Here is a 26,315-nt window from a genome sequence, read left to right on the forward strand (position 1 = left end):
CTATTTTTTGTCTACCCGAATAATGAATAATAATAGTAATCCCATAGTATTAGATTCGATTGAAGATGCCATTGAGGCCATAAAAAACGGCCAGTTGATCATTGTGGTGGATGATGAAGATCGTGAAAATGAAGGCGATTTCATCTGTGCAGCAGAGTTGGCAACGCCTGAAATCGTCAATTTTATGGCCAGAGAAGGCCGGGGCCTGATCTGTGTTCCGATCACAGAAGAGCGGTGTGAGGAACTTGAACTTGACATGATGGTTGGCAATAATACAGCACTTCATGAAACGGCTTTTACCGTATCTGTTGACTTATTAGGCAATGGTTGCACAACAGGGATCTCTGCCAGCGACCGCGCAAAAACGATTCAGGCACTGGTTGATCCAAACACAGTTCCAGCCGACCTGGGGCGTCCCGGGCATATTTTCCCTTTGAAAGCGAAAAAAGGCGGCGTGTTGCGTCGAACCGGACATACCGAAGCTGCAATCGATTTTCCTCGTCTGGCGGGGCTATCTCCGGCTGGCGTTTTGGTTGAAATTTTGAATGAAGATGGCTCCATGGCCCGTTTGCCAGAGCTTCGGGAAATTGCTGACCGCTTAAATTTAAAGCTAGTAAGTATCAAAGACCTGATCGAATACCGGCTGCGCGAGGAATCTCTGATCAAAAGAGAAATCGGTGTCGATATGCCTACCGCTTGGGGGCATTTTGACCTGATTGCTTATCGCCAGATTAACACCGGTGATATGCATCTTGCTTTGGTAAAAGGTACCTGGGAAAAAGACGAGCCTGTTTTGGTTCGCGTTCACTCCTCCTGCATGACTGGCGATATCTTCGGTTCTTGCCGCTGCGACTGCGGCCCACAGCTTCATGCTGCTATGGATCTGGTCAATAAAGAAGGTAAGGGCGTAATTGTTTACATGAATCAGGAAGGCAGAGGGATTGGTTTGCTGAACAAATTAAAAGCCTATAAGCTTCAGGAAATGGGCCGCGATACGGTGGAAGCAAATCTCGAATTAGGTTTTGCGAGCGATGAGCGTGACTACGGCGTGGGAGCTCAAATTCTGCGTGATCTTGACATCACGAAAATTAAACTGATCACAAACAATCCCAAAAAACGTGCCGGCCTTATTGGTTACGGTTTAGAGATTGTTGATTCAGTTAACATCGAAATTCCTTCGAATCCGTATAATGAAAAATATCTGATCACAAAACGTGACAAGATGGGACACAATTTGAGTAACCTAACTTTCCCGGGAAATCAGGTATGACACAAGTTCAGATCGTTGCTACGGAAACAGATATATTAAAATGCCGCAGTGCTATTCAGGCACTGCGGCCATCTTTAACAGATGAGCTTTATTTGGAGGCAGTCAAAAAAACGCTGGCCGACAACAGGCAAATTATTTTCATTGAAGCTGACGGCATAGCTGCCGCAGTCGCAGTTTTTGAAACCGGATATAATCTCTTCCGCGGAAAATATATTTACATCGACGACTTATCCACACTTCCGGAATATCGCGGAAATGGATATGCAGGGATACTCCTCGATTGGATTATTGATTTTGCGAAAAAAGAAAAATATGACCAAATCCATCTGGATTCGGGCGTAAATCCAAACCGAACGGACGCGCATCGGCTTTATCTGAACAAACGTTTTCAAATCACCAGCATGCATTTTGTTGCAAATGTCTGAATGGTTTGATTTTTACAACCCTTTGTACGAATTTTGGCATCAAAAAGCTTCCAGCCTTCCACGAGCTGGTCAAAATCAATTCGTCAACAAACGGTTAATCCCGTCAAAATTATATTAATGAATATCCATCAGGTTTTTGAAGCATTCAATTCTTTACGTGTTCTTGTCATCGGTGACGTTATGCTCGACTCTTACGTTTGGGGAAAAGTAGAACGTATATCTCCGGAAGCACCTGTTCCGGTTGTCAATGTAAGCCATCGTGAATTTCGTTTGGGAGGCGCCGGAAATGTACTTTTGAACGTTCAGGCTTTGGGTGCAGAAGCAATTATTTGTACGGTTATCGGCACAGATGCATCCGGTGACTCGCTCAAAAACAGTCTGATTGAAAAGGGTTTAAACTGTGAAGGTTTGATTCGCAGCGAAAGCCGTATCACAACAATTAAAGAACGAATTATTGCTGGTTCTCAGCAAGTTGTTCGGATTGATACGGAAACGGATAAGTCAATTTCTACAGAAGAAAAAGACAGATTGGTCAGTAAAGCAAAAGAATTGATTCCTTCCAGCGACGTAATTATTTTCGAAGATTATGACAAGGGTGTTCTGACCGCCGAAGCGATTGCGGAAATTACGGAATATGCAAATGAACATAATGTTCCGACAGTCGTAGATCCCAAGAAACGCAATTTCTTATCTTACAATAACGTGACGCTTTTCAAACCAAATTTGAAAGAGTTACGTGAAGGATTAAAAGTAGAATTTAACGTCGACGACCCGGAAGAATTAAGACAGACCGTTGAGCAACTAAAGGAGACTTTGGGAGCAAAAGGCGCACTCATAACACTTTCAGAAAGAGGTGTTTATATCGACTTTGAAGAAGAAATCCACAAACTTCCAGCACATATTCGTCAGATCGCTGACGTATCCGGAGCGGGAGACACGGTAATCAGTATTGCAGCCTGTTGTGTTGCGCTTGGACTGCCGCCACGGTCAATTGCAGGAATTTCAAATCTGGGCGGCGGTTTGGTTTGTGAATTGGTTGGTGTGGTACCAATTGATAAAGCGTTATTAAAAACGGAAGCAGAGAAATTCGGATTGGTTTAGAACAAATTATTCCGGTGCGCTGCGCCTAAACATTTTGGAACTTAATCGCCTTTTCTACAAATATTTGGATGCTCTGCACCCATTGGCGCTTTTGAAATAATGAACATTCTGTAAATATTTTCTACCAGTTAATTCCTCCACCCCCACCTAAGCCCATTTTACGGGTAAAGCGGTTGGATAATTTTGATTTACTCGTAATGTAACGCACACTGGCTCCTATGTAGGGTGTGGTTCCGGGCGTATAAGCCGTAAGTGTTTCTCGCGCACTATTAAAAGTTTTTAGCTGACGAAAAGTGGTTACCCCCGCTTCTAAAGAAATATTTAGTACAGTGAATAAATGAGCATTCGCTGAAACACCCAATTTGATCTGACGGTAATTCTCACGACGCAGCATTTTCTCTTCCGGTGTCTGTATCTGGAAACCGCCGCTATATCCGTTCAATCCGGCCAGCATATCCATATTAAACCACTTGGTCGACCGATAGTTTACATTCATCATAAAAGGCAACAAAGCCGAAACGCGCCAGTCTCTTCCAAATCTTTTGTTTACACCAAAAACCGGAACAAAGCGGAGTTTCTGATTGTAAGCCAAAATTGAACCATACATAATTTGCGTATGCAGCCCTAGAATATGCATCCGCGCTGCACCACCCCAGAAAAATGGCTGAGGTGTAAAAAATGTTTCATTACTTTCCGTCATACCCAATCCTCCTCCATATACCCAAAGCCGGTCCTTGATACTGGCCTGTAATCTGATCACACCGAGTGACAATGTTTTATAACCATTATCAGGTATATTTTTCCCGTCAAGTGTAGGTTGGAGTTGTGTGAATTGTGTTAACAAAACAGTATGCACCGCACGCAGGTCAAACTTTTTCTTCAAACTATACCCCAACTGTACTTCACTCTGAATCGGAATAATACCAAAAAAACCGCTGCGTGTCAGGCCATATTCTGTTCCCGTACCACCGCCCAAATTTGACGGTACATTGTAGTCTGCTTTTAAAGTAACATTGGGATAAAAAAGACGGCTCAATGCAAAATGCTGAGCCTGAGCAGAAGATACGGTCGTAAAAAGTAAGCTGAAAAGTAAAAGTCGGGAAAATTTCATGCGTTGTTCCGGGGTGTAATTGTCGGCAAATAACGAGAAAAGAGTGATGGTATTGTATCCGGGAACGACTGCACAACTTACTTTTTGTTTACCTTATCCGCAGAAGAGACTGAATTTTTTATCCGTTTTTCAAAATCGGCAAATGTTACAAAAAGCGAGGCATCATCAGTAAAAGATTTTGAGAAAACAATTTTTTCGACACTTAAGGATTTATTCTGAATTAATTTCATCAGTGCTACATCACTTGGTGCAACCGTATTATTTTCATTTTTCAAGTTTCTATAGGCATATCCTTCAAGATAAATCACTTTGTTATTTGTCAAATAATAGGCGACCCATATATTATTATGTTCAGGATTTGCACCAGGATTTAAAATAAATGCCTTTTCAGTTTGCGTTGCAAAATCCTGATCAAAGGTTGTTAATAAACCTTTCGCCCTGACTGCGACCTGAACTGAATCCTCCACAGGATTACCAGAAGTCTTCTGGTCCGCGAAAATCCCGGTTGCTTTTGGCGCCTTTACGTGGATTTGTTTCGAGAAAAAACAGGAAAGCGATGAAAATCCGGAAAGGTATGCTGAACTATATATATTGCCAATCTTAGGATTTTTGAACTGCAAATTAATTGCCTTCAACTTCTTTTTATTTAGTAAATCGTTATTGGACAGATTTGTAAAAATGTCAATGGTATTATCAGAATTCGTCCTGATTATTGATCGACTGTTTAAGTAACTTGCTTTTTCTTCCATCACAAATAAATTATCGCCAATATGCTCGAATGAATATTTAATCTTTTCTTCATAAGTAAGCGGCGGATCAAAAACGTGAGCCGGAAAAACTATATTGATACTTACCCACGTAATTAATTTGTTATTAGTAAAGGGTAGATTAGTATTCGTTTCTTCCACCCGATTTGGCAATAAAAACGAATTTCTTAACTCGTAGTTTTTGTAAGAGATAATATGACTGTATGGAAGAGGCCCTTTTCCCATCAAAGGATCTTCGTCTACCAAGGGCTCTGACAATCTGCTCACTAAATAACTTTTTGCATCAAAATACACTTCTAGCCACTTATTACCAACCCTCACTTGTACCAGAAAGAAATCTTGATTATCAATTGTCGCTTTCCCGGTATAATGCAATTGAGTAGAATCCTGCTCCATAACCTGTAAAAGGATAACGGGATTAAATTTAAAAGCAATTGACAATAAATAGGCCTCTTTAAAATCAAACAAAGCGCTTGTCGTATCATTCTTTCCTCTTAAACGATTTGGTCTTATGCCAGTACTAGCTATTTTCTTTAATGGAAGATCAACAAAATAAAGCTCCTTAACACCGGCATAGTCCTCCTCAATTGTCTTGAATAGTTCTTCCTCCCCTCTGATCTTCTGAGCTTCCATTTCCTTTTGCATCGAATCAGGTAAAGTTTTCATCAATGAATCGATGACATGTAGAAATGGATCGGGCTGTTGCAGCGAAAACGACGCTCTGGTCAGTTTTTTATGTTCTGCATGTAATTCAAAACGTTCGATTTTTTTTCCGGAAGTATGCACTTTCAAAGCCTGCGCGACAATCTCCTTCGCTTTGGTTATTTGTGCGTTTGCTTTAAGCCCAGAGAGAGAAAGCAGTAAAAAGAATAGTACGAAATGCTTCATTAGGTGTATAGTTTTATAGCCTCCATGTTTTCAGCATAATTAAACAAAAATCACATGAAACAACTATTTATATTCCTAAACATATTAGTCTGCTCAACCGTATCCGCGCAGGTTTTTGAGCAGACCTATGCTGAAAAACTCGGTTATCCAAAAGGGAAAAAGGTATTGATTATCCACGTGGATGATGTTGGTATGTCTTATGAATCCAACCAGGGAGCGATAAAGGCAATAAAAGAAGGCGTTGCCAATTCGTTAAGCGTGATGATGCCTTGCGGCTGGGTACCAGGTTTTGTTCATTATTTAAAAGAAAATCCGGATATAGATGCGGGGCTGCATTTGACGTTGACTTCTGAATGGAAAGATTATCGCTGGGGACCGCTTGCCGGTAAAAATCAGGTTAAAGGTTTGGTTGATTCCGAAGGTGCAATGTGGAGAGGTGTCGGAGATGTCGTCAAAAATGCCACGCCGGATGAAGTTGAAAAAGAAATCCGGGCACAACTTGACCGGGCAAGAACGATGGGTTTCACACCCACGCATTTGGATTCTCACATGGGAACGCTTTTCGCTACGCCGGAATTTTTGCAGCGTTATCTGAAAGTGGGTATGGAAGAAAAAATACCGGTCATGTTTCCGGGCGGACATAATTCTGTCGTGCAGGTTCAGGAAAAAATTATTGCTGATCAGCTGGCCATGACCCAAATGGTTGGAAAACAGCTTTGGGACGCCGGTTTACCTGTTTTGGACGATCTGGAAAATTCAAGTTATGGGTGGAAAGGTCCGGAATCGGGTGACAAGTCTGAAAAAGCACTTCAAAAATATAAAACGCAAAAATACATCCAGGCAATCAAAAACATTAAACCCGGCCTTACGATGGTGATTATGCATTGCACGATCCATACCGAAGTTTTTCCAAAAATTACAGATTCCTATCCAACCCGTGAAGGTGATTTTCTGGCAATGATTGATCCGGAATTGCGGAAATTTATTGAAAAAGAAGGGATTATTCTGACAACGTGGAGGGAAGCGATGGAGCGTCGTCAGAAAGTGAAATAATCGTTTTTTACAGCGTGTTTGAAAAGAAATTTACAATTGAACACGCTGTAAATTGACTTTTATTTTCATTTGATGTTTGGAATTACTGCTCTCGTAAAGCGATGTACCATTAGCTTTAAAGTAAGAAAAGCTGGCAAAAAAAGTTATTGTGTTACTTTCCCACTTCCCATCGCTACTTTCTGATAGGATAAAATTGGGAAGCACTTTTTTCTTCTTTTCGTCCGTGTGAAAATTCAGATAAATCTTATGATTATCGTCTTGATTTACTTTTCCCGATATCGAATAATACTCAGTACCGAGTTTGCTGGAGACAATGACAGGCCCATCAAAATTTTTTCCTCTATTGACAAAACGACGTTTTTTCTTCTTAAACGCCCTAGCCCATCGTTCTGAGTCCGTTTCTGGCACAAGGATTTCCATTTTTATATCCTTCATAATGCCATCAGGATCTTTAAAACTTCCCTCCCACTTCCCTATCAATAAAACTGCTTTTTCATCGCGACTATATGCCCATGGATTTTTCCAATAATCCATGGATTTACCGATATAAAAAGCAGCAACACCAAAAAGTCCGTAACCGACTAACGCCAATAAACCGAGCAGGAGAATTTTTTTCATATGCTGAGTTCAATCTTCATTTTTTCAAATTAAATAAAGATAAATTCAAAGCTGTTATTCTACGGAGATTAAAATTTGCATGATCATTAATTTACAATTGCTGCCCCTCCCAAATACGCTGCAATTCTTCAACGTCAGCCAAGTCCTTACGACGTCCTGTTGCCTCTTTTTCCCTAATCAAATCTCTAAGCTGAATGACCGGAAATGGAATTCCATCCAGATCCGCTTGCAAAGCACGTTCATAACAAGCATCAAAATCAGCTTCTGAAAATGCCTTTAATGAATGTCCCAAAACAAGTTCAAATCCGGACATTCCAAAACGGATGGAAGTATAACCGAAAATAAGCGGCATGTTTATTAGCAAATGACTGCCAACCACATCATTTTCGGATAGTGCTTTAATGAGTGCTTTTGTATTGTCAAGGTCGTTCTTAACCCAAAGATCCATATCCTGCGTAGTACGAATGTGCCCGTGAACTACTCCCGCCATTCCTCCTATTAAAAGATATTTTACCTGAAAGTGATTAAGACTTTTCAAAAGCTGCTGCACATCTTCACTACTAATATCCATACAAACCGCTTTTTTATTCAGTGGATTCGAACGATAAAGTTTTCCTGCCAAACGGTTAAGCCTGCTGAAATTTTCTATATTTTCAGAATACTGCGATTTTGTATGAAAGTCACTATGAGACATGCCATTAACAGATTTTTGCTGACATAAAACTATGGAAATTTCAATTACAAATACTTATAAAAATGTAATTCTGGTTGATAGGTTTTCGTAAAAAACAAAAACCCCGGCAGACCAAAGTCCACCAGGGTTTTATTATTTATCTGCCGAAAGCTGATAGCCGACTGCCGAAAGCCTTATTACAAATCAATTGCCTCACCATAAGCCGCCTCAGTTGCCCCTTTCAAAGCTTCTGACATGGTTGGGTGCGGGTGAATTGAACGCATGATTTCGTGTGCAGTAGTCTCCAGTTTACGAGCCACTACAACCTCAGCGATCATTTCAGTAACGTTTGTACCGATCATGTGCGCTCCAAGGAACTCGCCATATTTAGCATCAAAAATTACTTTTACGAAACCATCCGTAGCACCTGCAGCCGTAGCTTTACCAGAGGCTTTGAATGGGAATTTACCCACTTTGATATCGTAACCTGCTTCTTTCGCTTTTTTCTCAGTGAAACCAACAGAAGCGATTTCAGGCTGGCAATATGTACAGCCGGGAATGTTTCCATAATCCAAAGCCTCCGTTTTGTGACCTGCAATTTTCTCTGCACAAATGATACCTTCTGCCGTAGCAACGTGTGCCAAAGCAGGGCCAGGTGTACAGTCACCGATTGCGTAGAAACCTGGAACGTTGGTTTCGTACCATTCGTTAACAGAAATTTTACCTTTATCCGTTTTGATACCCGCTTCTTCCAAACCGATATTTTCGATATTCGAAACAATACCCGCTGCTGAAAGCACTACATCCACTTCAAAAGTTTTTTCTCCGTCCGGAGTTTTCACAGAAACTTTACATCCGTTTCCACTTGTATCAACTTTCTCAACAGAAGAGTTTACATATGTATCGACACCCAGTTTTTTGTATTGCTTCGCGATTTCTTTCGAAATATCTTCATCCTCAACAGGAACAAGATTTGGAAGGAATTCAACAACAGTAACTTTCGTACCCATTGTGGCGTACACGTACGCAAACTCCATTCCGATCGCACCAGAACCTACTACCAAAAGACTTTTTGGCTGTGTTTCAAGGCTCATTGCTTTACGGTATTCGATTACTTTCGTACCGTCGATTTTGATATTTGGTAATTCGCGGGCACGGGCTCCTGTTGCAATCACAACACCTTTACCAGCAGTATAATCAGTTTTCTTTCCGTCCTTATCCGTAACTTCAACTGTTTTTACACCTTTCACTTTACCAGTTCCCATGATGACGTCGATTTTATTCTTCTTCATCAGGAAAGCAACTCCTTTGCTCATGCTGTCTGCAACACCGCGGCTACGTTTGATAACGCCTCCGAAATCAGCAGAATATTCACCTACGTTGATACCGTAGTCTTTTGCATGTTTGATATATTCAAAAACCTGTGCACTTTTAAGAAGAGCTTTCGTTGGAATACAGCCCCAGTTAAGGCAAATTCCACCTAAAAGTTCCTTTTCTACAATTGCTACCTTTAGTCCTAATTGGGAAGCACGGATAGCTGCCGGATATCCGCCAGGACCGCTACCAACCACAATCACGTCATACGTTTGAGCCATTTTCTAGTATTTTTATTTGAAAGAAATGGGTTGACAAAAATTTCATGCAAAGGTAGTGAATATCGTTATGAAAACGGCAGGAATGGTCGAGTGTGGTAAGGAAATTGTCATTTATTGACAAGGGTTGTCATTAGTTGTCAGGAAGTCGTTTGATTGTGGGTAACTGTCAGGGGTTGTCATTGGTTGTCAGGAGTTGACATGGATTATTCTAAGTTACCAGATTGGCAATTGTGCGTACTTGTAAAGTGAACTGTTCCTGATTTTCTTCTGCTAACCATTATATTATGAAACTTGAAGAGCTGCATATTTATCAGATGGCAAAGGTGTTGAACTTTTGCTTCTATGCACGTGGTTCTTTAAAGGAGACAGCAACATGGCTCGCAAAAGCAAAAAACAGAAATCTGATAAGCATAGAAAAATTCACAGAATTAAGCCAACTTTGCGAATCATTGTCAGTTAAGCTCAATAATTATATCAAAACTATTGGCAAATAAATTGTCATTTATAGTCAGGTTTTGTCAAGGATTGCGGTCCGCCACGCGGTCATTTATCGTCAGGTATCGCTCTCATAACTCCATGACCATTTCCTGACCACCCCTGACAACAAATGACAACTTCTTGACAATAATTGACTTTTAAATATTTTTTTCAACTATAAATTCAAAAAATTCAATGACACTTGATCAATTGAAAGACTTGAAGGCCCGTGTAGAGGCTTTGGGGAGGTATCTTTGACTACGCTAACCGTAAAAAACAGCTAGACGACCTTGAACAACAAACTTCTCAACCGGAATTCTGGGGCGACTCGGAACGGGCTGAGAAAACAATGAAGGAAATTCGTGGATTGAAGTTCTGGACCACAGGTTATGAAGAACTTTCAAGATTACGCGACGACCTGGATACGATCTGGGAATTTTATGATGCAAGTGAAGCTACCGAAGAAGAGGTCGACGAGGAAGGCAAAAAGCTGGAAGCGAAACTTGACGAAATTGAATTCCGTAAAATGATGGGCGAAGAAGGCGATGAACTTCCGGCCGTTATTGAAATTAACTCTGGTGCCGGTGGTACCGAATCGCAGGATTGGGCATCGATGCTCATGCGGATGTACATCATGTGGGCGGAGAAAAACGGATACAAAGTTCGCGAGGTAGATTTGCAGGATGGTGATGTGGCTGGTATCAAATCCGTAACATTGGAAATTTCCGGTGAATATGCTTATGGAAATTTGAAGTCGGAAAACGGCGTTCATCGACTTGTCCGTATTTCACCTTTTGATTCCAATGCCCGCCGTCATACTTCATTTACTTCGGTTTATGTGTATCCTCTGGCGGATGACACCATTGAAATCGATGTTAATCTGGCTGATATTACCTGGGATACCTACCGTTCCGGTGGCGCGGGTGGACAGAATGTGAACAAGGTGGAAACGGCAGTTCGTTTGCACCACAAACCATCCGGAATTATCATCGCATGTCAGCAGGAACGCTCTCAGCTTATGAACAAAGAAGTTGCGATCCGTTTATTGAAATCGCGCCTTTATCAGATCGAGCTTGAAAAACGTAATGCAGCACGCGCAGAAGTGGAAGCTTCCAAACGTAAAATCGAATGGGGTTCTCAGATCCGCAGTTATGTTTTAGATGACCGTCGTGTAAAAGATCACCGCACGGATCATCAGACTTCTAACACGGATGCGGTATTGAACGGAGAGATTAATGATTTCATCAAGGCTTATTTGATGGAGTATTAAGAAATATTGAGTTTTAGAAACCTCCGGACGTTATTCAATGGATTTGTGCGGAGGTTTTTTTATATTTATAAAAAAAAGCTATGACTGGTATTCGATTTATTACCAATGAAAAAGGTCAAAAGACGGATCTTATTATTTCTATGGAAGAACACGGACAGATTGTTGAAGATGTACTGGATGCACTCCTTGTTGAAGAAAGGAAATCTGAAGATTCCATGTCATTTGATCTTTTTGTTCAGGAATTGAAGGCAGAAGGAAAATTCGATGCCTAAAATTTACGAGGTAATTATTTCAAGCTCTGCCCAAAGAGAAATTCGTAAACTTCAAAAAACAGAAGTTCAAAGGATTATTCCTGCAATCCAATTATTATCTAACGATCCGCGCCCACCGGGTTGTAAAAAATTAACCTCAACTCAAAATATATATAGAATTCGAATTGGAAATTATCGCGTCCTATATTCAATTGACGATGTAATAAGGATCGTGGAAGTTTCCGGTGTCAGGCATCGAAGAGACGCTTATGAGTAATACTCTTCATTACCATCGTCTCGGCCACGGCCCAAAAATCCTCCTCGCCTTTCACGGTATTGCGCAAACTGGCTTAATTTGTTTTGAATCCTTTTCTCAACTTTTGGGAGATCATTATACAATCTATGCTTTCGACTTATTTTTCCACGGGCAAAGTAAAGGAATCCATGGAAATGATGATTTCTCTGATCAGGATATTATTACCAAAACATTTTGGAATAAGCTGATTTCTGACTTTCTGGAAGAAAATAAAATTGACCGTTTTGATATCGTAGGGTTCAGTATCGGTGGAAGATTTGCCTTGGCAACTTTGGAGGCTTTTTCAAACAAAATCGATAAGGCATTTTTAATCGCACCGGACGGCGTTTCCGAACATCCGGTTTATACTCTGGCTTGCCGCTTCCGGCTAACCCGGAAAATTTTTCATTGGGTACTTCAAAATCCTGATATCTTAACTAGATCAGCCAATTTGTTTGAGAAATTCGGACTTATCCACAAAAGCCTCATTCGTTTTACACAATTTATGCTCGCCGATCCAAAACGGCAGGAAACCATTTACCGCTCCTGGCTGGCTTTCCGGATGTTGAAATTTGATATTTCGGCGGTTTACAAAAAACTTGATGGAACGAAGGTTTATTTGTTTATCGGAAAACATGATAAGTTATTGAAGGCAAAAGATGTAAAGAAACTATCCGCGCTGCTTCCGGAAGAACAGTACTTTTTGCTTGCCGCAGGGCATGGGAATTTGGTTGAGAAGGTAGCAGCCCTTATCCGGGAGCAGATTAAATAAATAAGCTTCCGTTAATGGTTACAGAAGCTTATTTATCTGTTTCTATTTGATTACAATAGCTTTCTTACTCTCGACCCCATCACCTCTGTTCAATATAACCAGAAAGGTTCACGAGAGATTGGCTTGTAAAATGATTTTTCCCTGATGTTTACCCTTACCTTTATTTTTTCATAATTTTATAGGTTTATTGTTTTATTTTTTCGATTTTATCAATGTAAATGTAAAGCACCGGCGTAGGGGAAAATCTGGGATTTTTTTCATCGGAAAGGATCTTACCCGAAACCCGATAAGCATAGGTCATTTTGGTAGAGTCTCTTGGGACAATATCCGGGGTGAATCCTTTGATCTTATCCATGGAGTTTTCGCAAATTTCTAAAGCATTCGATGTATAACGGATCTCATTCCCAGTCAGATACCCCACGGTAACAAAAAAGAGGGTGTCTCATAAAGGCATCCTTTTTGCGTTTAAAAATCCTTTTAAATATTTGGTTTTGGGCTGTTATTATTGATTGTATTTCTTGTTGTATTCGACTGATTTTTATATCTTTAGGTATAGATAATCATTGATGATGAGCAGAAAACGACCTACATTCAAGCCTTATAATCAGCAGCAGATGATGCTGTTGCCTCCCAGTTTGGAGGATTTGGTGCCCAAGACACATCCGGTTAGGATTGTTAATGACGTAATTAACAAGATTAATCTTGATCCACTTCATGCAGCTTACAAAACCAGGGGATCTTCCAGTTATCATCCACAGATGCTTCTAAAAGTTCTTGTTTATGGTTATGTAAGTAATATTTATTCCAGTCGAAAGCTGGAAGCGGCTTGTAAGGAAAGCATCTACTTTATGTGGCTAAGCTCGATGAGTTATCCTGACCATAATACCATTAACCGTTTTAGGGGTGTCCGCCTAAAAGAGGCTTTGCGCAATGTTTTTGAGCAGGTGGTCCTGCTTTTAGCCCAAGAAGGATTGCTGAGCATAGAGGAGATCTTTATCGACGGTACAAAAATTGAGGCCAATGCCAATAAATATACTTTTGTCTGGAAAAAGGCTATCCAGACTAATAAAGAGAAAATGAAGAAGCAGTTAGGTCAGATTTGGGAGTATGCTCAAAGCGTGGCCAGCAAAGAAGATGAGCTTCCTGATCCGCCGGATTTTACTGAAATAGATACAGAGAAAGTCCAAAGTACAGTTGATAAGCTCAACGAAGTATTAGGTAAGAAAAAAGATATTGATAAAAAATTAAAGGCAAAACTTCGTCGTGTAACCAAAGAGTATCCGGCCAATATCGCTAAATACGAAAGACAAGAAGCTGTTTTAGGCGAGCGCAATAGCTATAGCAAAACAGACCAGGATGCCACTTTTATGAAGCTCAAAGAGGATCATATGAAAAATGGTCAGCTCAAAGCTGCCTATAATGTACAAATCTCAACCTCAAATCAATTTATTGTCAATTATACACTACACCCCAATCCGACAGACACAACTACGCTGACCGATCACATTGCTCAGCACCAAACCAGTTTCAAAAGTTTTCCAAAAGTAGTCACTGCGGATGCTGGGTATGGTTCACAAGAAAATTACACCTTGCTGGAAGGCAAAGAGATTGCTGCATATGTAAAGTATGGCATGTTTGACAAGCAGCAAAACAAAAATTATAATGCGAAGCGTCCTTTCAGCCCAGATAAACTCTTTTACAATCCGCAAAAAGATTGTTACATCTGTCCGATGGGTCAGCAAATGGATTATGTCGGCAACAGTAAAAGGAAAACCAGTACCGGTTTCGAGCAGACATCAAGAATGTACCAGGCTAAGAATTGCTATGGCTGCCCATTAAATGGAGCTTGTCATAAATCCAAGGGGAACAGAATTATTCAGGTCAATGTGGAACTTGAACGGCAGAAAAAGAAGGCATATGAACTGCTCAATAGTCCGGAAGGGATTGAACGACGAAAAAAACGATGTTTTGATGTAGAACCTGTGTTCGGAAATATAAAAGAGAACCACCGGTTCCGCCGCTTCATGCTCAGAGGAAAAGAAAAAGTGGAGATAGAATGGGGATTATTAGCAATAGCACAAAATATCAGAAAAAAAGCAGCCTAAGGAGGGTTGTTTTTTGCCTTTTTGAGGTAAGCAAGCCCATTAGAATTGAATGTGAAGATTTTTTATGTGGATGGTGGAAAAAAGTTCATCTAAAAAAAAGAGGGTGCCTCAATTTAAATTTGAGACACCCTCGGCCCTGCCAAATGAGCAGGCACATCAATGATGTACTCCACATATTGATTATACTCGGGATGGCAGCAGGATGCATCCTTACACTCAGGATCGGCTTTGTCCTTATCGCAGCTAAATATAACGAGGAAAAAGAAGGCGATCACCCAAGGAACGGTTTGTTTTTTCTTGGAACTAGTTAGTTTAAAGGGTAGGGAAGTATACTGAAGTAAATATAATTATTCTTTTTATTTGTAAAATATAATTTCTAAATAAGCATATTTTTTGATTTTTACAATCCTATTAGCTTCAACGTTCTTATGTCTATATACGGCACCTAACAATGTTATTCCCCAGTTAACGATTTGTAATCGGGGTTAGCTAGCCTGCGTGGTGCGGGCATTTGACTGCCCAAAGGCAGTAAATAAAGGGCATAGCAATGCCAGGCCTAAAAATAGGCGATAAAAATTTCTCATGATTGTAGTTGGTTAGCTGTTAAAGATTTACGGTTCTGCTGTTTACATCAAATCGTCCATTCGTAATCTTCACTTTTTGCCCGAGCGAATTTCCCCCCTCAAACTCAAAGGTACCGGATATAACACCGGATATCGTATCCGCTTTTGTGATAACAACCCTACCTGTTTGATTTGGGTTTGTCATAAAACCTATCCCATCGGCACCCTGATACCATCCGTAGTTTTCAGGAAAAAAGTTTCTATCCCACAAATACGTTTTTTGATTTAGTTCGTGAATTCCTACTTCTTCCAATGCTACAAATACTTAATCCCCTTCAAACTGGCAACCCCTCTCCGATAAGAATAAAGTTTAAGTTTCGTTCTTCCCGAGGATGTTACTACAATCGCGTCGGCACCACATGCACAGGCTTTGTTTTTTGCATTTTCTATCGCTGCTTCGGCTGTTCGTTTATTCCAGATGGAGTTTCCTGTTTCGCTATCAAGCACACAAACTACTTCAAACTTTCTTTTTACCTCACTCACATTATTAAAAACCTCTACTTCACAATTTCGTGGTTTTGGTTGATTGGTGGTTAGTTTCTCAACTTTTACCGAAGCACAGGAAAAGAAAACAGTGCCCAGTAAAACCAGCGTGATTAAACTTTTCATTTGAGGAAAGTTTTAGGTGTTGTACGGGTAAAATAGGAATTATCAGTTTTAAAAAGTAGTAACTTCCTCGGATTAGACCTGTCTTCGACGTAATAGTAACATTTTCCTCCTCCCCGCTTAACCTCTCCATAAAATCTTCTATCTTTAAAGGACTCCTTTTCTCCTGCAAAATCCTTGACGTAAATGATCAAAATCAATACTCCAAGTACGCTTCCGCATAAAAATGATACAAATTGGCGGCTCAAAGCCATTATGGGCGGCTCCATTGGTAACCTTGTCGAATGGTATGACTGGTATGCCTATTCTGCTTTTTCTCTTTATTTTGCAGGAAGTTTTTTTCCGGATTCAAATCCAACTGTACAATTAATCAATACCGCAGGAATTTTTGCCGTAGGATTCTTGATGCGCCCCATTGGCGGGTATTTGTTTGGTAAAATTGCAGATACAAAGGGCCGAAAAGAGTCGATGACTTTATCCGTTTTACTGATGTCTTTCGGCTCATTATTAATTGCATTTTTGCCGGGATATGAAACGATAGGAATTGCCGCACCCGTTTTATTATTAATCGCCAGGTTATTGCAAGGTCTCAGTGTAGGTGGAGAATATGGAACTTCGGCGACATATTTAAGTGAAGTAGCCACCAAAGAACGGCGCGGATTCTATTCCAGTTTTCAATATGTAACTTTGATTGGCGGACAATTAATAGCACTGGGTTTACAATTAATCCTGCAAAGAATATTCCTCACTGATCAACAAATGCACGAATGGGGCTGGCGTATCCCGTTTGTCATTGGCGCTATCTTATCCTTGATCGCACTATATCTGCGCAGCAATTTGCACGAAACAGATGCTTTTCAGAATAAGAGTACCTCTTCGGAGAAGAAAGAAGGCTCTTTGAAAGAACTTCTGAAACATCCCAGGGCACTCGCCGTCGTTGTCGGACTTACCTTGGGCGGGACGCTCGCGTTTTATACTTACACCACTTATATGCAGAAGTTTCTGGTTAATACTGTGGGACTATCCAAAGGGCAATCCACAACGTTAACTTTTTTTTCATTATTGATTTTTGCATTATTACAGCCCGTTTTCGGTGCGTTAAGTGACCGCGTTGGAAGAAGGCCGCTACTTATCGCCTTTGGCGTTTTGGGAACAATTTGTACAATTCCACTACTTACAACGCTAAGCCATACCACCACCATGTGGGGGGCTTTTGGTTTATTGATGGCTGCGCTGATTATTGTAAGCGGTTATACTTCAATCAATGCGGTCGTAAAAGCAGAGTTATTTCCTGTCGAAGTACGGGCCCTGGGAGTCGGCTTACCCTATTCTTTAACCGTTGCTATTTTTGGCGGAACAGCTGAATATCTGGCGCTTTGGTTCAAAAATGCAGGTCATGAAAATTATTATTACTGGTATGTTACGGCCTGTATCTTCATTTCACTGACCGTTTACATCACCATGAAAGATACCAAACACACCTCGCTGATAGAGCATTGACTACCATGAGGAAATTTCACAAAGGAAACTGTACTATTCAAATTAAAAAGATAATTTATCTATTGACATCCTGTCTGTAATTTTATAACTTTCTGAAAACCAAAACATTCTGAGAGTTATGGAAATGATAAACCGAATTGAACGCTGGGGCGATACACATCACCCCGCGTGGATGGACGTTGTGCGTATCGGCTTGGGTGTCTTACTTTTTGTAAAAGGCATTAGCTTCATCAGCGATACAGCGCGGCTTTCACACCTGATCAGTAATATGGATTTTCATTTATATTCTGTGATGGCTGTACATTACGTCGCGTTTGCTCATATTTTCGGCGGATTTTTGATAGCACTTGGCTGTCTCACCAGAACCGCAGCTATTTTTCAGATTCCAATCCTGATTGCAGCCGTTTTCTTCGTAAATATCAGAGCTGGTTTTTCATATTTCAATTCAGAATTATGGTTATCCATGATCACACTTATATTGGTTTTGACATTCACCGTTATCGGTTCAGGAAAATTTTCCATGGATGAATGGATGAAAAATCACGATCATTGATAACTTCGGCGGTCGGCTTTCGGCGGTGCCGCCCCGGCAGCCAGACTGTTACGATAAAGTATATTCTGGCTTGCAAACAGCATTAGAAAAGGCAGTTAACAAACCTCTGTTTTTCTGATGCTGTTTTCTTTTATAAAAACCTGTTCACACTTTCAGCAACTTTCCCTGCTTCCTTTTTTACCTTGAATAAATACTTCCTTTTATATTCCAAAGGCGTCATATCCGTTACATTTTTAAAATGGCGGTAAAAATTTGAGACATTATTAAACCCACATTCAAAACATATCACTTCGATCGTCATACTATCCTCAATCAAAAAGCGGCAGGCGTGGCTGATCCTGATTTCCACAAGAAAATCATTATATGTTTTTTTGGTCATTAATTTAAAATACCGGCAGAAAGAAGTCACACCGAGATTGGCGATAGCGGCCACATCCTGTAATGTGATCGGATTTTTATAATTTGATAAAGTATAGGCGTATACTTTATTCAAACGCAACGTTTCCGAATCATTGGATTTGTAAAAGGCGTGTGCTGAGGTAATTGTCTCTGTATCATTCGTTTCTGAAAGAATTTTCAGAATGGTAAGTAAAGAAATTAATCTGTCAAGGTTTTCCGCCTGAACAGTTGATCGCATCAATGCAGTGATCTTTTCCCTGGCCTCTCCTTTAATAACCAAACCTTTCTTCGCCTTTTCATAAAGTTTGGGAATCAGATAAGCTTCCGGCAGTGTCAATAAATCTCCACCCAGGCAATCCGGTAAAAAATGAATGATAATCACTTCAACAGCAGCATTATCGGCTTCACCTTCCATACGCCAGGTATGCGGAAGATTTTCGCCTAAAAGAATCAATTCGCCGTCAGAAAAATTGCTGATGTTATCTCCAATGAAACGGACGCCGGTTCCCTTGATCAGATAATGCAATTCCAGCTCCGGATGATAATGCCAGACAGTACCAAAGCTGGATTCACGCTCATGCCGGATGCTGAACGAATTTTGAGATTTTATAGGAACTTTGTGAAAGTGTGGTTTCATGGCTTTACTATCAAGTCCTGACTTATACTTTCTTGCATGAGTCGTTTTCAAATAAAGTAAGAACGAAACCTGTCCTTTCTATCTATCAAAGGATTTAAATCTTTTCTCCGGGATATTGATCAAGTTGGATTTGATAAAATCGTAGAATATCAGACAACTTTATCCAGATATTGCTGTCTCAGTATCTGATCGTTTTCAAACTTCTGAAACTGATCGAAAATCTGATTTCGAAGGTTAACAAAAAGATAAGTCTGAAAATTAGCTTCCGGATTAATCTGAACGCGACTGTCCCAGATCTTGGCGAAAACATCTTTCGTCATATTTTCAGCTTCCTGATCATCTTTCAGTAAAGTCTTGCAAAATTTCAGTGCCGGGGAATGAAAATATGTAAGCAATAAAGAAAATGCCGCTTCATCTCCCTGACTTACACGATACAGGATTTGATCATTAGGAAAGTTCATAAGATAAGGATTTAAAATATCTTCAACTTAATCAGTCATTAACCAGTTCAGGTTGAAACGATAATGTATACTGCTGCTTATCAGGTGAATAAGATTGTCGGGCGACTGTGTCAGTGCCAGATATCCTCTCGGTTCTGCATTATTTTCATTCATTTCGAACGCGCCTGTCCATGCACCGCCGTTCAGATACCTTTCTTTTTTATCTGTTAATAATTTCTTTTCAGGCCAGGTTTTTCCTTCGTCATAGGACAGCGCCGCATACATGCCATATCCTTTGTAAGTTTTTCCTTTCGTGTCTTTAAAAATCATTCCGATTTTTTTCTCGTCCGTTTCTTCCGGATGATGCGTGAATGATATCACCAGCAGCGGGCCCTCGTTAAGCCGATATAAAATCAGCCGCTGTCCCCCGGCGATCGGAGGAAATTCCGAAGCAGAATAAGTCCAGGTCTTCCCCATATCTCCTGAAATACTTGCAGGCATTCTAAAACCGGAGCCTTCCTGCGCTTCTATATTATTATTTCTACCCAAAGCGAACAGACTTCCATCTTTCAATTGCACTACGCCAGCATGAATCCCGGCAATTAATCCTCCCGAATTCCCCTCCTTGAAATCAGGTGTTTCTTTTCCTAAATAGGGATTGATCCAGGTTTTCCCACCATCCTTACTAATATGTACTGCCGTACCTCCCACTGGTCCCGGATCAGCATCTCCCGCCTGAATCAGCCAACCTTCCCTGGTCTGGCTCATACCCGCGATCACCTGATTCCGGACCTGGTGCTCGCCATCAGCCAGCGAGGGAACAGACCAGGTTGCGCCATTGTCTTTGCTGGTGCGTAAAACCATTGCCAGATTTTTCCAGTCTCCGTCAGTTTCCACACCGTTCATGTGATACAATGTTCCCTTTCCATCATCAAAAAGTGACGTGCCGGTCATATTCCTGTCCGGTACTTTAAAAAACTCGGAAGGCTTATCCCAGTTTTCCTGACCAGCGCGTAATCGACTTGCCAGAATTGTCATTTCCCGTCCTGATTCCTGATTAGTGGAAAACCAGGCAGCAAGCAGATCGCCATTCGGACACCAGGTTATCGCCGGACAATGGTTATGCTGGAAAAATGGCACTTCATCAGCACATTCCGGCTTGTTCACATACCTGATCGGTTCCATGAAAATCGGTTTAGAATCCGATACTTTTTTCCATGAAAAAGGTTTCTGGGAAATTTTTTGATAAACAAAAGAAGCTGGTTCTGCCGGAAGTAGTTTTGCCACGGGAAACTCTCCTTCAACAATTCTGAAACCCAGCTGAAAATGTTTGTCTTCCGGAATCATCGCCATCCGGTTCGACGACCGCAGATAAGTCAACGGAGTACCATGGCTGCCACCTCTTGTCACACGGTATAAACCAGAAATTCTTCCAACCGGAGTTGTCTGTTCACCTGCCGCGTAGGCGCCATACCAATCCAGGCACCATTCCTCTACATTTCCATGCAAGTCGTATAACCCGAATTTATTTGCTTCGGCCTGCCCAACTTTCAAGGAAACTGAAACAGGTTCGCGATCGGTTTTCTGACTTTTCAAATGCGCCTTCGACAAAAATCTTCCTGTGGAAAAATCAGTGACTGTCCCGGCTCTGCAGGCATATTCCCACTCGGCCTCTGTTGGCAAACGATATTTTTTCCCTTCTTTTTTACTTAACCATTCACAAAAGGCAGTAGCATCCTGATAATTAACAAATATAACCGCTTCATCATCTTCATTGGAAAACCCGTCCTTTCCTCTGAATTTTTTATGCGACGGATCAAAGGCTTCAAACTGCGCATTCGTAATTTCCGTCACCGACATTTTAAAAGGTTTCGATATGGCGACCCGATGAACGGGATTTTCATCCGCATTCTCTCCTTCGCCTTCCGAGCCCATATAAAATCTTCCGGCAGGAATATCTGCCAGTTTAATTCCCAGAAAATTTGTGTTCTGCGAAAATGCCGTTTGTGTTACCAAAACTGCCAATAGGATGATGAGAAGCCCTTTCATTTTTAATCAATTTTGCTGATAAGGTATTGCGCAAAATTACTACGGATACCCAAGTCTGTTTGTAATTTTTCCACTTCTGCCAGCAAATTATCCATCTCCGTTTTTAATTCCTGACTCAAAATCCCAACTTCTCTCCTCGTATAAAGCGATATCGGAAAACCTCGTTTTTGCAAACTATATTTCGCAATGATCGGATAAACAGTATGAACAAGATCCATTGAATCAACAAAAAATTGCTGGACTTTTTGAACATCATCCTGCCGCTCAGCATTATTAAAATTTTGGCAGATCCACACCACAAGCTCCGGATAAATATTGCCTTGAATACAGGAAAGTCCTGCCGCCCCAGCTTTCAAGGAAGCCACAGCATTTACCATATAGGCATCATACAATCCAAATTGTTGATTATCAGCCACATGGATTCTCCTTTTGACTTCATCCAGATCCAGACATGTATCTTTATGGTAAACCACGCGCCCGGTTTTCACCAGCTTTTCTAAAATAATACTGGGGACCAATCTTTTATATGGCACGGGACACTCATAAAAACCCAGTGGAATGTCATCTGTCAGGGATATTAATTCCAGCGCATTTTCTAAAAAAACCTCATCAGAATCTTGCTCGTCGGCTATTAAACCCGATATAACAATCACAGCTTCTACGCCGGTAGCATATATACGTTTTACAAATTCTGCCTGCTCTGAAATCGCTCCTCCAAAAGTCCCCGTTGCGACAACAGGTACTCTTCCTGCCACCTGATCTACTACCGTTTTTGTTATAGAAATCCGTTCCTGCTCGCTCAATTCAAACATTTCACTTGATAAGCAATTGGCAAAGAGTCCTGCTGCGCCGGCGGATAAATAAAATTCTGTGAGCGTTTTTAAGCCCTCATAATCAACTTCTCCTGTTTCCAGAAAAGGTGTTAACATCACAGGAATAAATCCTTGCGGCAAAGAAGTGGCAGTCGCGGTCATACCAGTTTTATAAATTTTATGTAAAAACTTTGTTAGAATCAATTCATGCTCAATCAGTGTTACCTGATTGAAAACTCTTAGTTATCCTGAAAAAAAATAAGGATTTCTTATGAAACATGCCCATCGGTTAATATTTCCTTTTCAATTTCAATGGGTTTTCCCTTTAATCGGGTGAGCAACAAACCTCCCAGAAAAATGGAAAGCGTCCCGACAACCATCACCATATTCTGGTGTAGCGGATTTCTCAGGTATGCATATTCATCTGGGAGCTTTGCTGAAAAAGTCATCCAGATAATGACTGCAATACCAATCAAAGTCGCCGTTAGTGCCTCTGCATTTTTTGTATTTCTTGAAATAATTCCAAGCAAGAATAGCCCCAGCATGCCTCCGGCGAAAATTCCGGATAACAACCACCAAACGTCCAAAACACTTTTCACACCGATCATGGCGATACCGGTTATCATTCCCAATAATCCAAAACCTGTTGTTGCGATGTATAACAAGGTCATAGATTGTTTTGATGACATATCTTTTTTAATGTACCGCTGATAAATATCAACCATAAAAACTGTCGCCGAAGCATTCATTCCGGAACTGATTGTACTCATCGCTGCGGACATAATGGCTGCGATAATTAATCCTAAAAGACCTACGGGAACTTTCGTAACCATAAAATGCGGCATGACTTTGTCACCGATATCTGCCGCAGTTAATGATGACGCCAATGTGCGAATCGCTTCCGGTGTGCCATTGGGCAAACGCTCCACAGCAACCTGCATTTGGACTGCATTTAACAATTCCGGATTGCTTTGATAATATGCGAATAAAGAAGAACCAAGAATGAAAAAAATCAGGGAAACCGGCAGGTATAAGTATACGCAAAGCCAGACAGAACCCGCTGCTTCTTTGATTGATGTCGTGGTATGATACCGCTGAACGTAGTTCTGATCCATACCGAAGTTGTTGAGGTTCATGAAAAAACCGTACAAAAGCACAACCCAAAACGATGACTGCGTGAAGTCGGGAGCAAAACTTCCCAGACTGAATTTATCATCCGTTTTTCCGATCTCAATAATTTTTGAAACGCCTCCACCCATACCCGAAACAACCAGATACAAGATGATCAGTGCACCGGCAGTTTTAATCACTCCCTGAACAACTTCCGTCCAGATAACCGCTTCCATACCGCCCATGACCGTGTAAAGTACAATGCAAATTCCTACTACGAACATGATCGTAGCCATGGGATATCCCGTCAGCGCCTGCAAACTTAGTGCGATACCAAAGAATATTGAACCCATTCGAGCAAGCTGTGTCAACAAAAAGCAAACGACGGCGTAAGTTCTAGCCCAGGGGCCAAAGCGATGCTCCAAATGCGTGTAGGCAGAAACTGCACCCGTGTTTCTATAAAATGGAATAAAGAATTTTGTAGCAACCCAGGCGGCAAGTGGCATCGATAAGCTGAAAACAAAAGAATTCCAGTTACTTCCGAAAGCCTTTCCCGGGACGCCGAGAAAGGTATTACTGCTCAAAAAGGTAGCATAAATGGAAATACCAATTGCCCAGCCGGGGATTTTCCCCGAGGCCTTTGTAAATTGATCAGCCGTCGTATTTTTTCGTGAAAAATATATTCCCACCGCGACCATCCCTACCAGATAGACGACGACAATAATCAGATCAATGAAGGGTAAGGATTTCATTCTACTTTTTGGATAAGTATAATTTAACTGCAAATAAACAGGATTAACTGCATGGATTCATGTTCTTTTATATCCTGTTATTGTACGATCTTATCATACAGATCATTTTAACATTCCGATAATATCAAACGCTCTCTTGCTCTTTGTCCTTAAACAGGTAACCAATACCAACCGAAGAAATGATGATGAGCGATAAAAGAAGAATTTTTGTTCCCAGACCTTCATTCGGATGTTCCAGTAAATAACGGATTTCCTGTGCTTCTCTTCCGGCCCAGACAGCCAGGACTGTTCTTGGAATCATACCCAAGGTACCGCCTGCGAGAACCTGAGGCAACCGTGCACCGACAACATTGAAGAATAAATTCGTAATGGTGAAGGGAAGTACGGGCGAAAGTTTGGCAAAAAAGATAAGCCGAAACTGATTCGCCTTGAATTTCCTGATCAGTGATTCAATTTGTGGATAAATCTGAACCAAATAAATACGAATCGATTCAGCGTTGAAGAAATCTGCGAGAACGTACAAGATCCCGATAGCACCCATATTTAAAAAAAATAAATAGGGTACCGCATACCAGCCCAGAAAGTATCCGAAAACAAGTGCCAGAAAAGTGGGCGGCGTTAAGGCTATCGCGGAGGTGAATGTCAGGCCCATCGTGACGAGCGTCCAGGTTCCGAACGACCAGCTTCTTAAAATTTCTTCATTTGTGATCGCCCAGGCAGTCAGCAATGAAGTAGTAACCAAGGGAACGACAGTGAGTAAAACGCTTACAACTAAGGGTAAAGGAAGTTTTTTTACTAATGGATTTGCCAAAAGAAGATATTTTTAGTCAACACAAACATTTCAGATATCAAATTAACGACTTCTTTCTGTAAAAGGTTTTTTAAGAAGGTTATCTTTGATTTTTTTACATTTCAGAAATTTCCCCAAGACAAAATATATCCGATGAAATTTGCTACCAAAGCCATACACGCAGGCATTGAACCGGACCCAACAACCGGCGCTATCATGACGCCAATTTATCAAACCTCAACTTACGTGCAGGAAAGTCCGGGTAAGCACAAAGGTTATGAATATTCGCGCACCCATAATCCCACGCGAACTGCTTTGCAGAATGCGTTGGCAGCTTTGGAAAATGGGAAACACGGCATTTGTTATGCTTCCGGTTTAGCGGCGACGGATGCCGTTTTAAAACTGTTCAAGCCAGGTGACGAAATCATTGCGACCAACGATATCTACGGCGGCACGTACAGGATCATGAAAAAAATATATGAGCCATTCGGTTTGGTATTTCAATTCGTTGATATGAACGATATCTCAGAAATTGAGAAAGTAATTTCTGACAAAACAAAAATGATCTGGGTTGAAACACCAACAAATCCGTTACTTAAAATCATTGATATTGAAGCGGTGACAAGCTTATGCAAAAGTAAAGGAATTCTGAGTGTTGTGGATAATACATTTGCTTCTCCTTACCTGCAAAATCCGTTAGACCAGGGTGCGGATATCGTCATGCATTCGGTTACAAAATATCTCGGCGGACATTCAGATACGGTGATGGGTGCGCTGATCGTGAATGATGATGAACTGGCAAAACAATTGGCTTTTATTCAAAATGCGAGTGGCGCTGTTCCCGGCCCGCAGGATTGTTTTCTCGTTTTGCGGGGAATTAAAACTTTACACATTCGGATGCAGCGTCATTGTGAAAATGCAAAGGTAGTATCGCTCTGGCTTGAAGACCATCCGAAGGTCGGGAAGGTTTATTATCCGGGACTTCCTTCGCACGATGGACACCAGCTGGCCTCCCGCCAGATGCGCGGCTATGGCGGTATCATTTCTTTTGAATTGAAAGGTAATGATTATGCACAGGCCGTTAGGGTGATGGAAAACCTGGAAGTATTTTCACTGGGAGAATCCCTGGGAGGAGTTGAATCGCTTTGTACGCATCCTGCAAGCATGACACACGCCAGTATCCCTAAGGAGGAAAGAGAAAAAACCGGGCTGAAAGATACCTTGATTCGACTCAGCGTCGGGATAGAAGATGTGGAAGATCTGATTGCAGATTTGCAGCAGGCAATCGGTTAAGAATGCGATTCTCTTTTGCATTCCAAGTCCAAAAGCCTTACTTTTGATCTCTATTTTTTAGCAAAACTTACAAAACGTTT

General features: G+C 41.1%; 27 protein-coding genes. 13 read left to right on the top strand and 14 right to left on the bottom strand.

Translation table 11 applies throughout. From position 1 onward, the window contains the following. The first annotated feature begins 22 nt into the window (after window positions 1-22). From AC1XUO_RS18455 to AC1XUO_RS18465, 3 genes are all read left to right on the top strand, one after another. Entirely contained in the window at window positions 23-1,270 is a 1,248-nt protein-coding gene (locus tag AC1XUO_RS18455) for a bifunctional 3,4-dihydroxy-2-butanone-4-phosphate synthase/GTP cyclohydrolase II (RefSeq protein ID WP_483331251.1), read from the top strand. Next, a complete protein-coding gene (locus AC1XUO_RS18460; protein ID WP_483331252.1) occupies window positions 1,267-1,695 on the top strand; it encodes a GNAT family N-acetyltransferase in 429 nt (142 codons plus the stop codon). Before AC1XUO_RS18455 ends, AC1XUO_RS18460 begins: the two co-directional genes overlap by 4 nt. Before the next feature lie 117 nt (window positions 1,696-1,812). Then, entirely contained in the window at window positions 1,813-2,796 is a 984-nt protein-coding gene (locus AC1XUO_RS18465; protein WP_483331253.1) for a bifunctional heptose 7-phosphate kinase/heptose 1-phosphate adenyltransferase, read from the top strand. Between the two features lie 121 nt (window positions 2,797-2,917). Here AC1XUO_RS18465 and AC1XUO_RS18470 read toward each other — a convergent pair whose 3' ends face one another. Next, complete coding sequence (locus AC1XUO_RS18470) at window positions 2,918-3,907, bottom strand: hypothetical protein (RefSeq protein ID WP_483331254.1); 990 nt, start codon at window positions 3,905-3,907, stop codon at window positions 2,918-2,920. Between the two features lie 77 nt (window positions 3,908-3,984). Further along, window positions 3,985-5,562 (bottom strand): hypothetical protein, encoded by a 1,578-nt coding sequence (locus AC1XUO_RS18475; protein ID WP_483331255.1) that lies wholly within the window; start codon window positions 5,560-5,562, stop codon window positions 3,985-3,987. A gap of 54 nt (window positions 5,563-5,616) precedes the next feature. Here AC1XUO_RS18475 and AC1XUO_RS18480 point away from each other — a divergent pair, with 54 nt between their 5' ends. Beyond that, window positions 5,617-6,615, top strand: coding sequence for a polysaccharide deacetylase family protein (locus tag AC1XUO_RS18480; RefSeq protein ID WP_483331256.1), 999 nt, complete (start codon window positions 5,617-5,619; stop codon window positions 6,613-6,615). A 30-nt stretch (window positions 6,616-6,645) separates the two neighbouring features. Here the strand turns inward: AC1XUO_RS18480 and AC1XUO_RS18485 are convergent, their stop codons facing one another. The 3 genes from AC1XUO_RS18485 to lpdA form a co-directional block, all read right to left on the bottom strand. Beyond that, a complete protein-coding gene (locus AC1XUO_RS18485; RefSeq protein WP_483331257.1) occupies window positions 6,646-7,233 on the bottom strand; it encodes a hypothetical protein in 588 nt (195 codons plus the stop codon). Between the two features lie 91 nt (window positions 7,234-7,324). Continuing rightward, the gene (locus tag AC1XUO_RS18490) at window positions 7,325-7,927 is read right to left on the bottom strand and encodes a DUF6036 family nucleotidyltransferase (RefSeq protein ID WP_483331258.1); all 603 of its coding nucleotides are present in this window, start codon (window positions 7,925-7,927) and stop codon (window positions 7,325-7,327) included. A gap of 176 nt (window positions 7,928-8,103) precedes the next feature. Further along, window positions 8,104-9,501 (bottom strand): dihydrolipoyl dehydrogenase, encoded by a 1,398-nt coding sequence (gene lpdA / locus AC1XUO_RS18495; protein WP_483331259.1) that lies wholly within the window; start codon window positions 9,499-9,501, stop codon window positions 8,104-8,106. Between the two features lie 284 nt (window positions 9,502-9,785). Here lpdA and AC1XUO_RS18500 point away from each other — a divergent pair, with 284 nt between their 5' ends. The 5 genes from AC1XUO_RS18500 (at window position 9,786) to AC1XUO_RS18520 (ending at window position 12,566) form a co-directional block, all read left to right on the top strand. Next, window positions 9,786-9,995, top strand: coding sequence for a four helix bundle protein (locus AC1XUO_RS18500; protein WP_483331260.1), 210 nt, complete (start codon window positions 9,786-9,788; stop codon window positions 9,993-9,995). Between the two features lie 178 nt (window positions 9,996-10,173). Beyond that, window positions 10,174-11,248, top strand: a protein-coding gene (gene prfB / locus AC1XUO_RS18505; protein WP_234647028.1) for a peptide chain release factor 2 whose coding sequence is annotated in 2 segments (ribosomal slippage) — window positions 10,174-10,233 and window positions 10,235-11,248 — 1,074 coding nt in all. Because the reading frame shifts where the segments join, the coding sequence is not laid out codon by codon here. Window positions 11,249-11,328: 80 nt separating this feature from the next. Next, window positions 11,329-11,520 carry a hypothetical protein gene (locus AC1XUO_RS18510; RefSeq protein ID WP_234647027.1) on the top strand — a complete coding sequence of 64 codons (192 nt, stop codon included), beginning with the start codon at window positions 11,329-11,331 and terminating at the stop codon, window positions 11,518-11,520. Further along, entirely contained in the window at window positions 11,513-11,776 is a 264-nt protein-coding gene (locus AC1XUO_RS18515) for a type II toxin-antitoxin system RelE family toxin (RefSeq protein WP_483331261.1), read from the top strand. Before AC1XUO_RS18510 ends, AC1XUO_RS18515 begins: the two co-directional genes overlap by 8 nt. After that, window positions 11,769-12,566 carry an alpha/beta fold hydrolase gene (locus AC1XUO_RS18520; RefSeq protein WP_483331262.1) on the top strand — a complete coding sequence of 266 codons (798 nt, stop codon included), beginning with the start codon at window positions 11,769-11,771 and terminating at the stop codon, window positions 12,564-12,566. Before AC1XUO_RS18515 ends, AC1XUO_RS18520 begins: the two co-directional genes overlap by 8 nt. A 184-nt stretch (window positions 12,567-12,750) precedes the next feature. Here the strand turns inward: AC1XUO_RS18520 and AC1XUO_RS18525 are convergent, their stop codons facing one another. After that, a complete protein-coding gene (locus AC1XUO_RS18525) occupies window positions 12,751-12,921 on the bottom strand; it encodes a hypothetical protein (protein WP_483331263.1) in 171 nt (56 codons plus the stop codon). Window positions 12,922-13,135: 214 nt separating this feature from the next. Between AC1XUO_RS18525 and AC1XUO_RS18530 the strand changes: the two genes are divergently transcribed. Next, window positions 13,136-14,671: an IS1182 family transposase gene (locus AC1XUO_RS18530; RefSeq protein WP_483331518.1), complete on the top strand. Its 1,536-nt coding sequence runs from the start codon at window positions 13,136-13,138 to the stop codon at window positions 14,669-14,671. A gap of 603 nt (window positions 14,672-15,274) precedes the next feature. Here the strand turns inward: AC1XUO_RS18530 and AC1XUO_RS18535 are convergent. After that, window positions 15,275-15,547 carry a Riean_0653 family protein gene (locus AC1XUO_RS18535; RefSeq protein WP_483331265.1) on the bottom strand — a complete coding sequence of 91 codons (273 nt, stop codon included), beginning with the start codon at window positions 15,545-15,547 and terminating at the stop codon, window positions 15,275-15,277. 2 nt (window positions 15,548-15,549) lie between these two features. Continuing rightward, on the bottom strand, window positions 15,550-15,903 hold the full coding sequence (locus AC1XUO_RS18540; RefSeq protein ID WP_483331266.1) for a hypothetical protein: 354 nt from the start codon (window positions 15,901-15,903) through the stop codon (window positions 15,550-15,552). Between the two features lie 183 nt (window positions 15,904-16,086). Here AC1XUO_RS18540 and AC1XUO_RS18545 point away from each other — a divergent pair, with 183 nt between their 5' ends. After that, window positions 16,087-17,400 carry an MFS transporter gene (locus AC1XUO_RS18545; RefSeq protein WP_483331267.1) on the top strand — a complete coding sequence of 438 codons (1,314 nt, stop codon included), beginning with the start codon at window positions 16,087-16,089 and terminating at the stop codon, window positions 17,398-17,400. A 118-nt stretch (window positions 17,401-17,518) separates the two neighbouring features. After that, the gene (locus AC1XUO_RS18550) at window positions 17,519-17,953 is read left to right on the top strand and encodes a DoxX family protein (protein ID WP_483331268.1); all 435 of its coding nucleotides are present in this window, start codon (window positions 17,519-17,521) and stop codon (window positions 17,951-17,953) included. A gap of 130 nt (window positions 17,954-18,083) precedes the next feature. Here AC1XUO_RS18550 and AC1XUO_RS18555 read toward each other — a convergent pair whose 3' ends face one another. The 6 genes from AC1XUO_RS18555 to AC1XUO_RS18580 all read right to left on the bottom strand — a co-directional run bounded on the left by AC1XUO_RS18555 (window position 18,084) and on the right by AC1XUO_RS18580 (window position 24,963). Then, complete coding sequence (locus tag AC1XUO_RS18555) at window positions 18,084-18,989, bottom strand: AraC family transcriptional regulator (RefSeq protein ID WP_483331269.1); 906 nt, start codon at window positions 18,987-18,989, stop codon at window positions 18,084-18,086. 149 nt (window positions 18,990-19,138) lie between these two features. Then, on the bottom strand, window positions 19,139-19,450 hold the full coding sequence (locus tag AC1XUO_RS18560; protein WP_483331270.1) for an RNA polymerase sigma factor: 312 nt from the start codon (window positions 19,448-19,450) through the stop codon (window positions 19,139-19,141). Between the two features lie 27 nt (window positions 19,451-19,477). Further along, entirely contained in the window at window positions 19,478-21,478 is a 2,001-nt protein-coding gene (locus AC1XUO_RS18565) for an SUMF1/EgtB/PvdO family nonheme iron enzyme (RefSeq protein ID WP_483331271.1), read from the bottom strand. A gap of 2 nt (window positions 21,479-21,480) precedes the next feature. After that, window positions 21,481-22,452, bottom strand: coding sequence for a dihydrodipicolinate synthase family protein (locus AC1XUO_RS18570; RefSeq protein WP_483331272.1), 972 nt, complete (start codon window positions 22,450-22,452; stop codon window positions 21,481-21,483). 107 nt (window positions 22,453-22,559) lie between these two features. After that, window positions 22,560-24,152, bottom strand: a complete 1,593-nt coding sequence (locus AC1XUO_RS18575; protein ID WP_483331273.1) for a sodium:solute symporter family protein — start codon at window positions 24,150-24,152, stop codon at window positions 22,560-22,562. Window positions 24,153-24,276: 124 nt separating this feature from the next. Continuing rightward, entirely contained in the window at window positions 24,277-24,963 is a 687-nt protein-coding gene (locus AC1XUO_RS18580) for a TVP38/TMEM64 family protein (protein WP_483331274.1), read from the bottom strand. Between the two features lie 132 nt (window positions 24,964-25,095). Between AC1XUO_RS18580 and AC1XUO_RS18585 the strand changes: the two genes are divergently transcribed. Further along, the gene (locus AC1XUO_RS18585; protein ID WP_483331275.1) at window positions 25,096-26,235 is read left to right on the top strand and encodes a cystathionine gamma-synthase; all 1,140 of its coding nucleotides are present in this window, start codon (window positions 25,096-25,098) and stop codon (window positions 26,233-26,235) included. Window positions 26,236-26,315: the final 80 nt, after the last annotated feature.

Source organism: Dyadobacter sp. HNCC25DJ186, assembly GCF_056895235.1.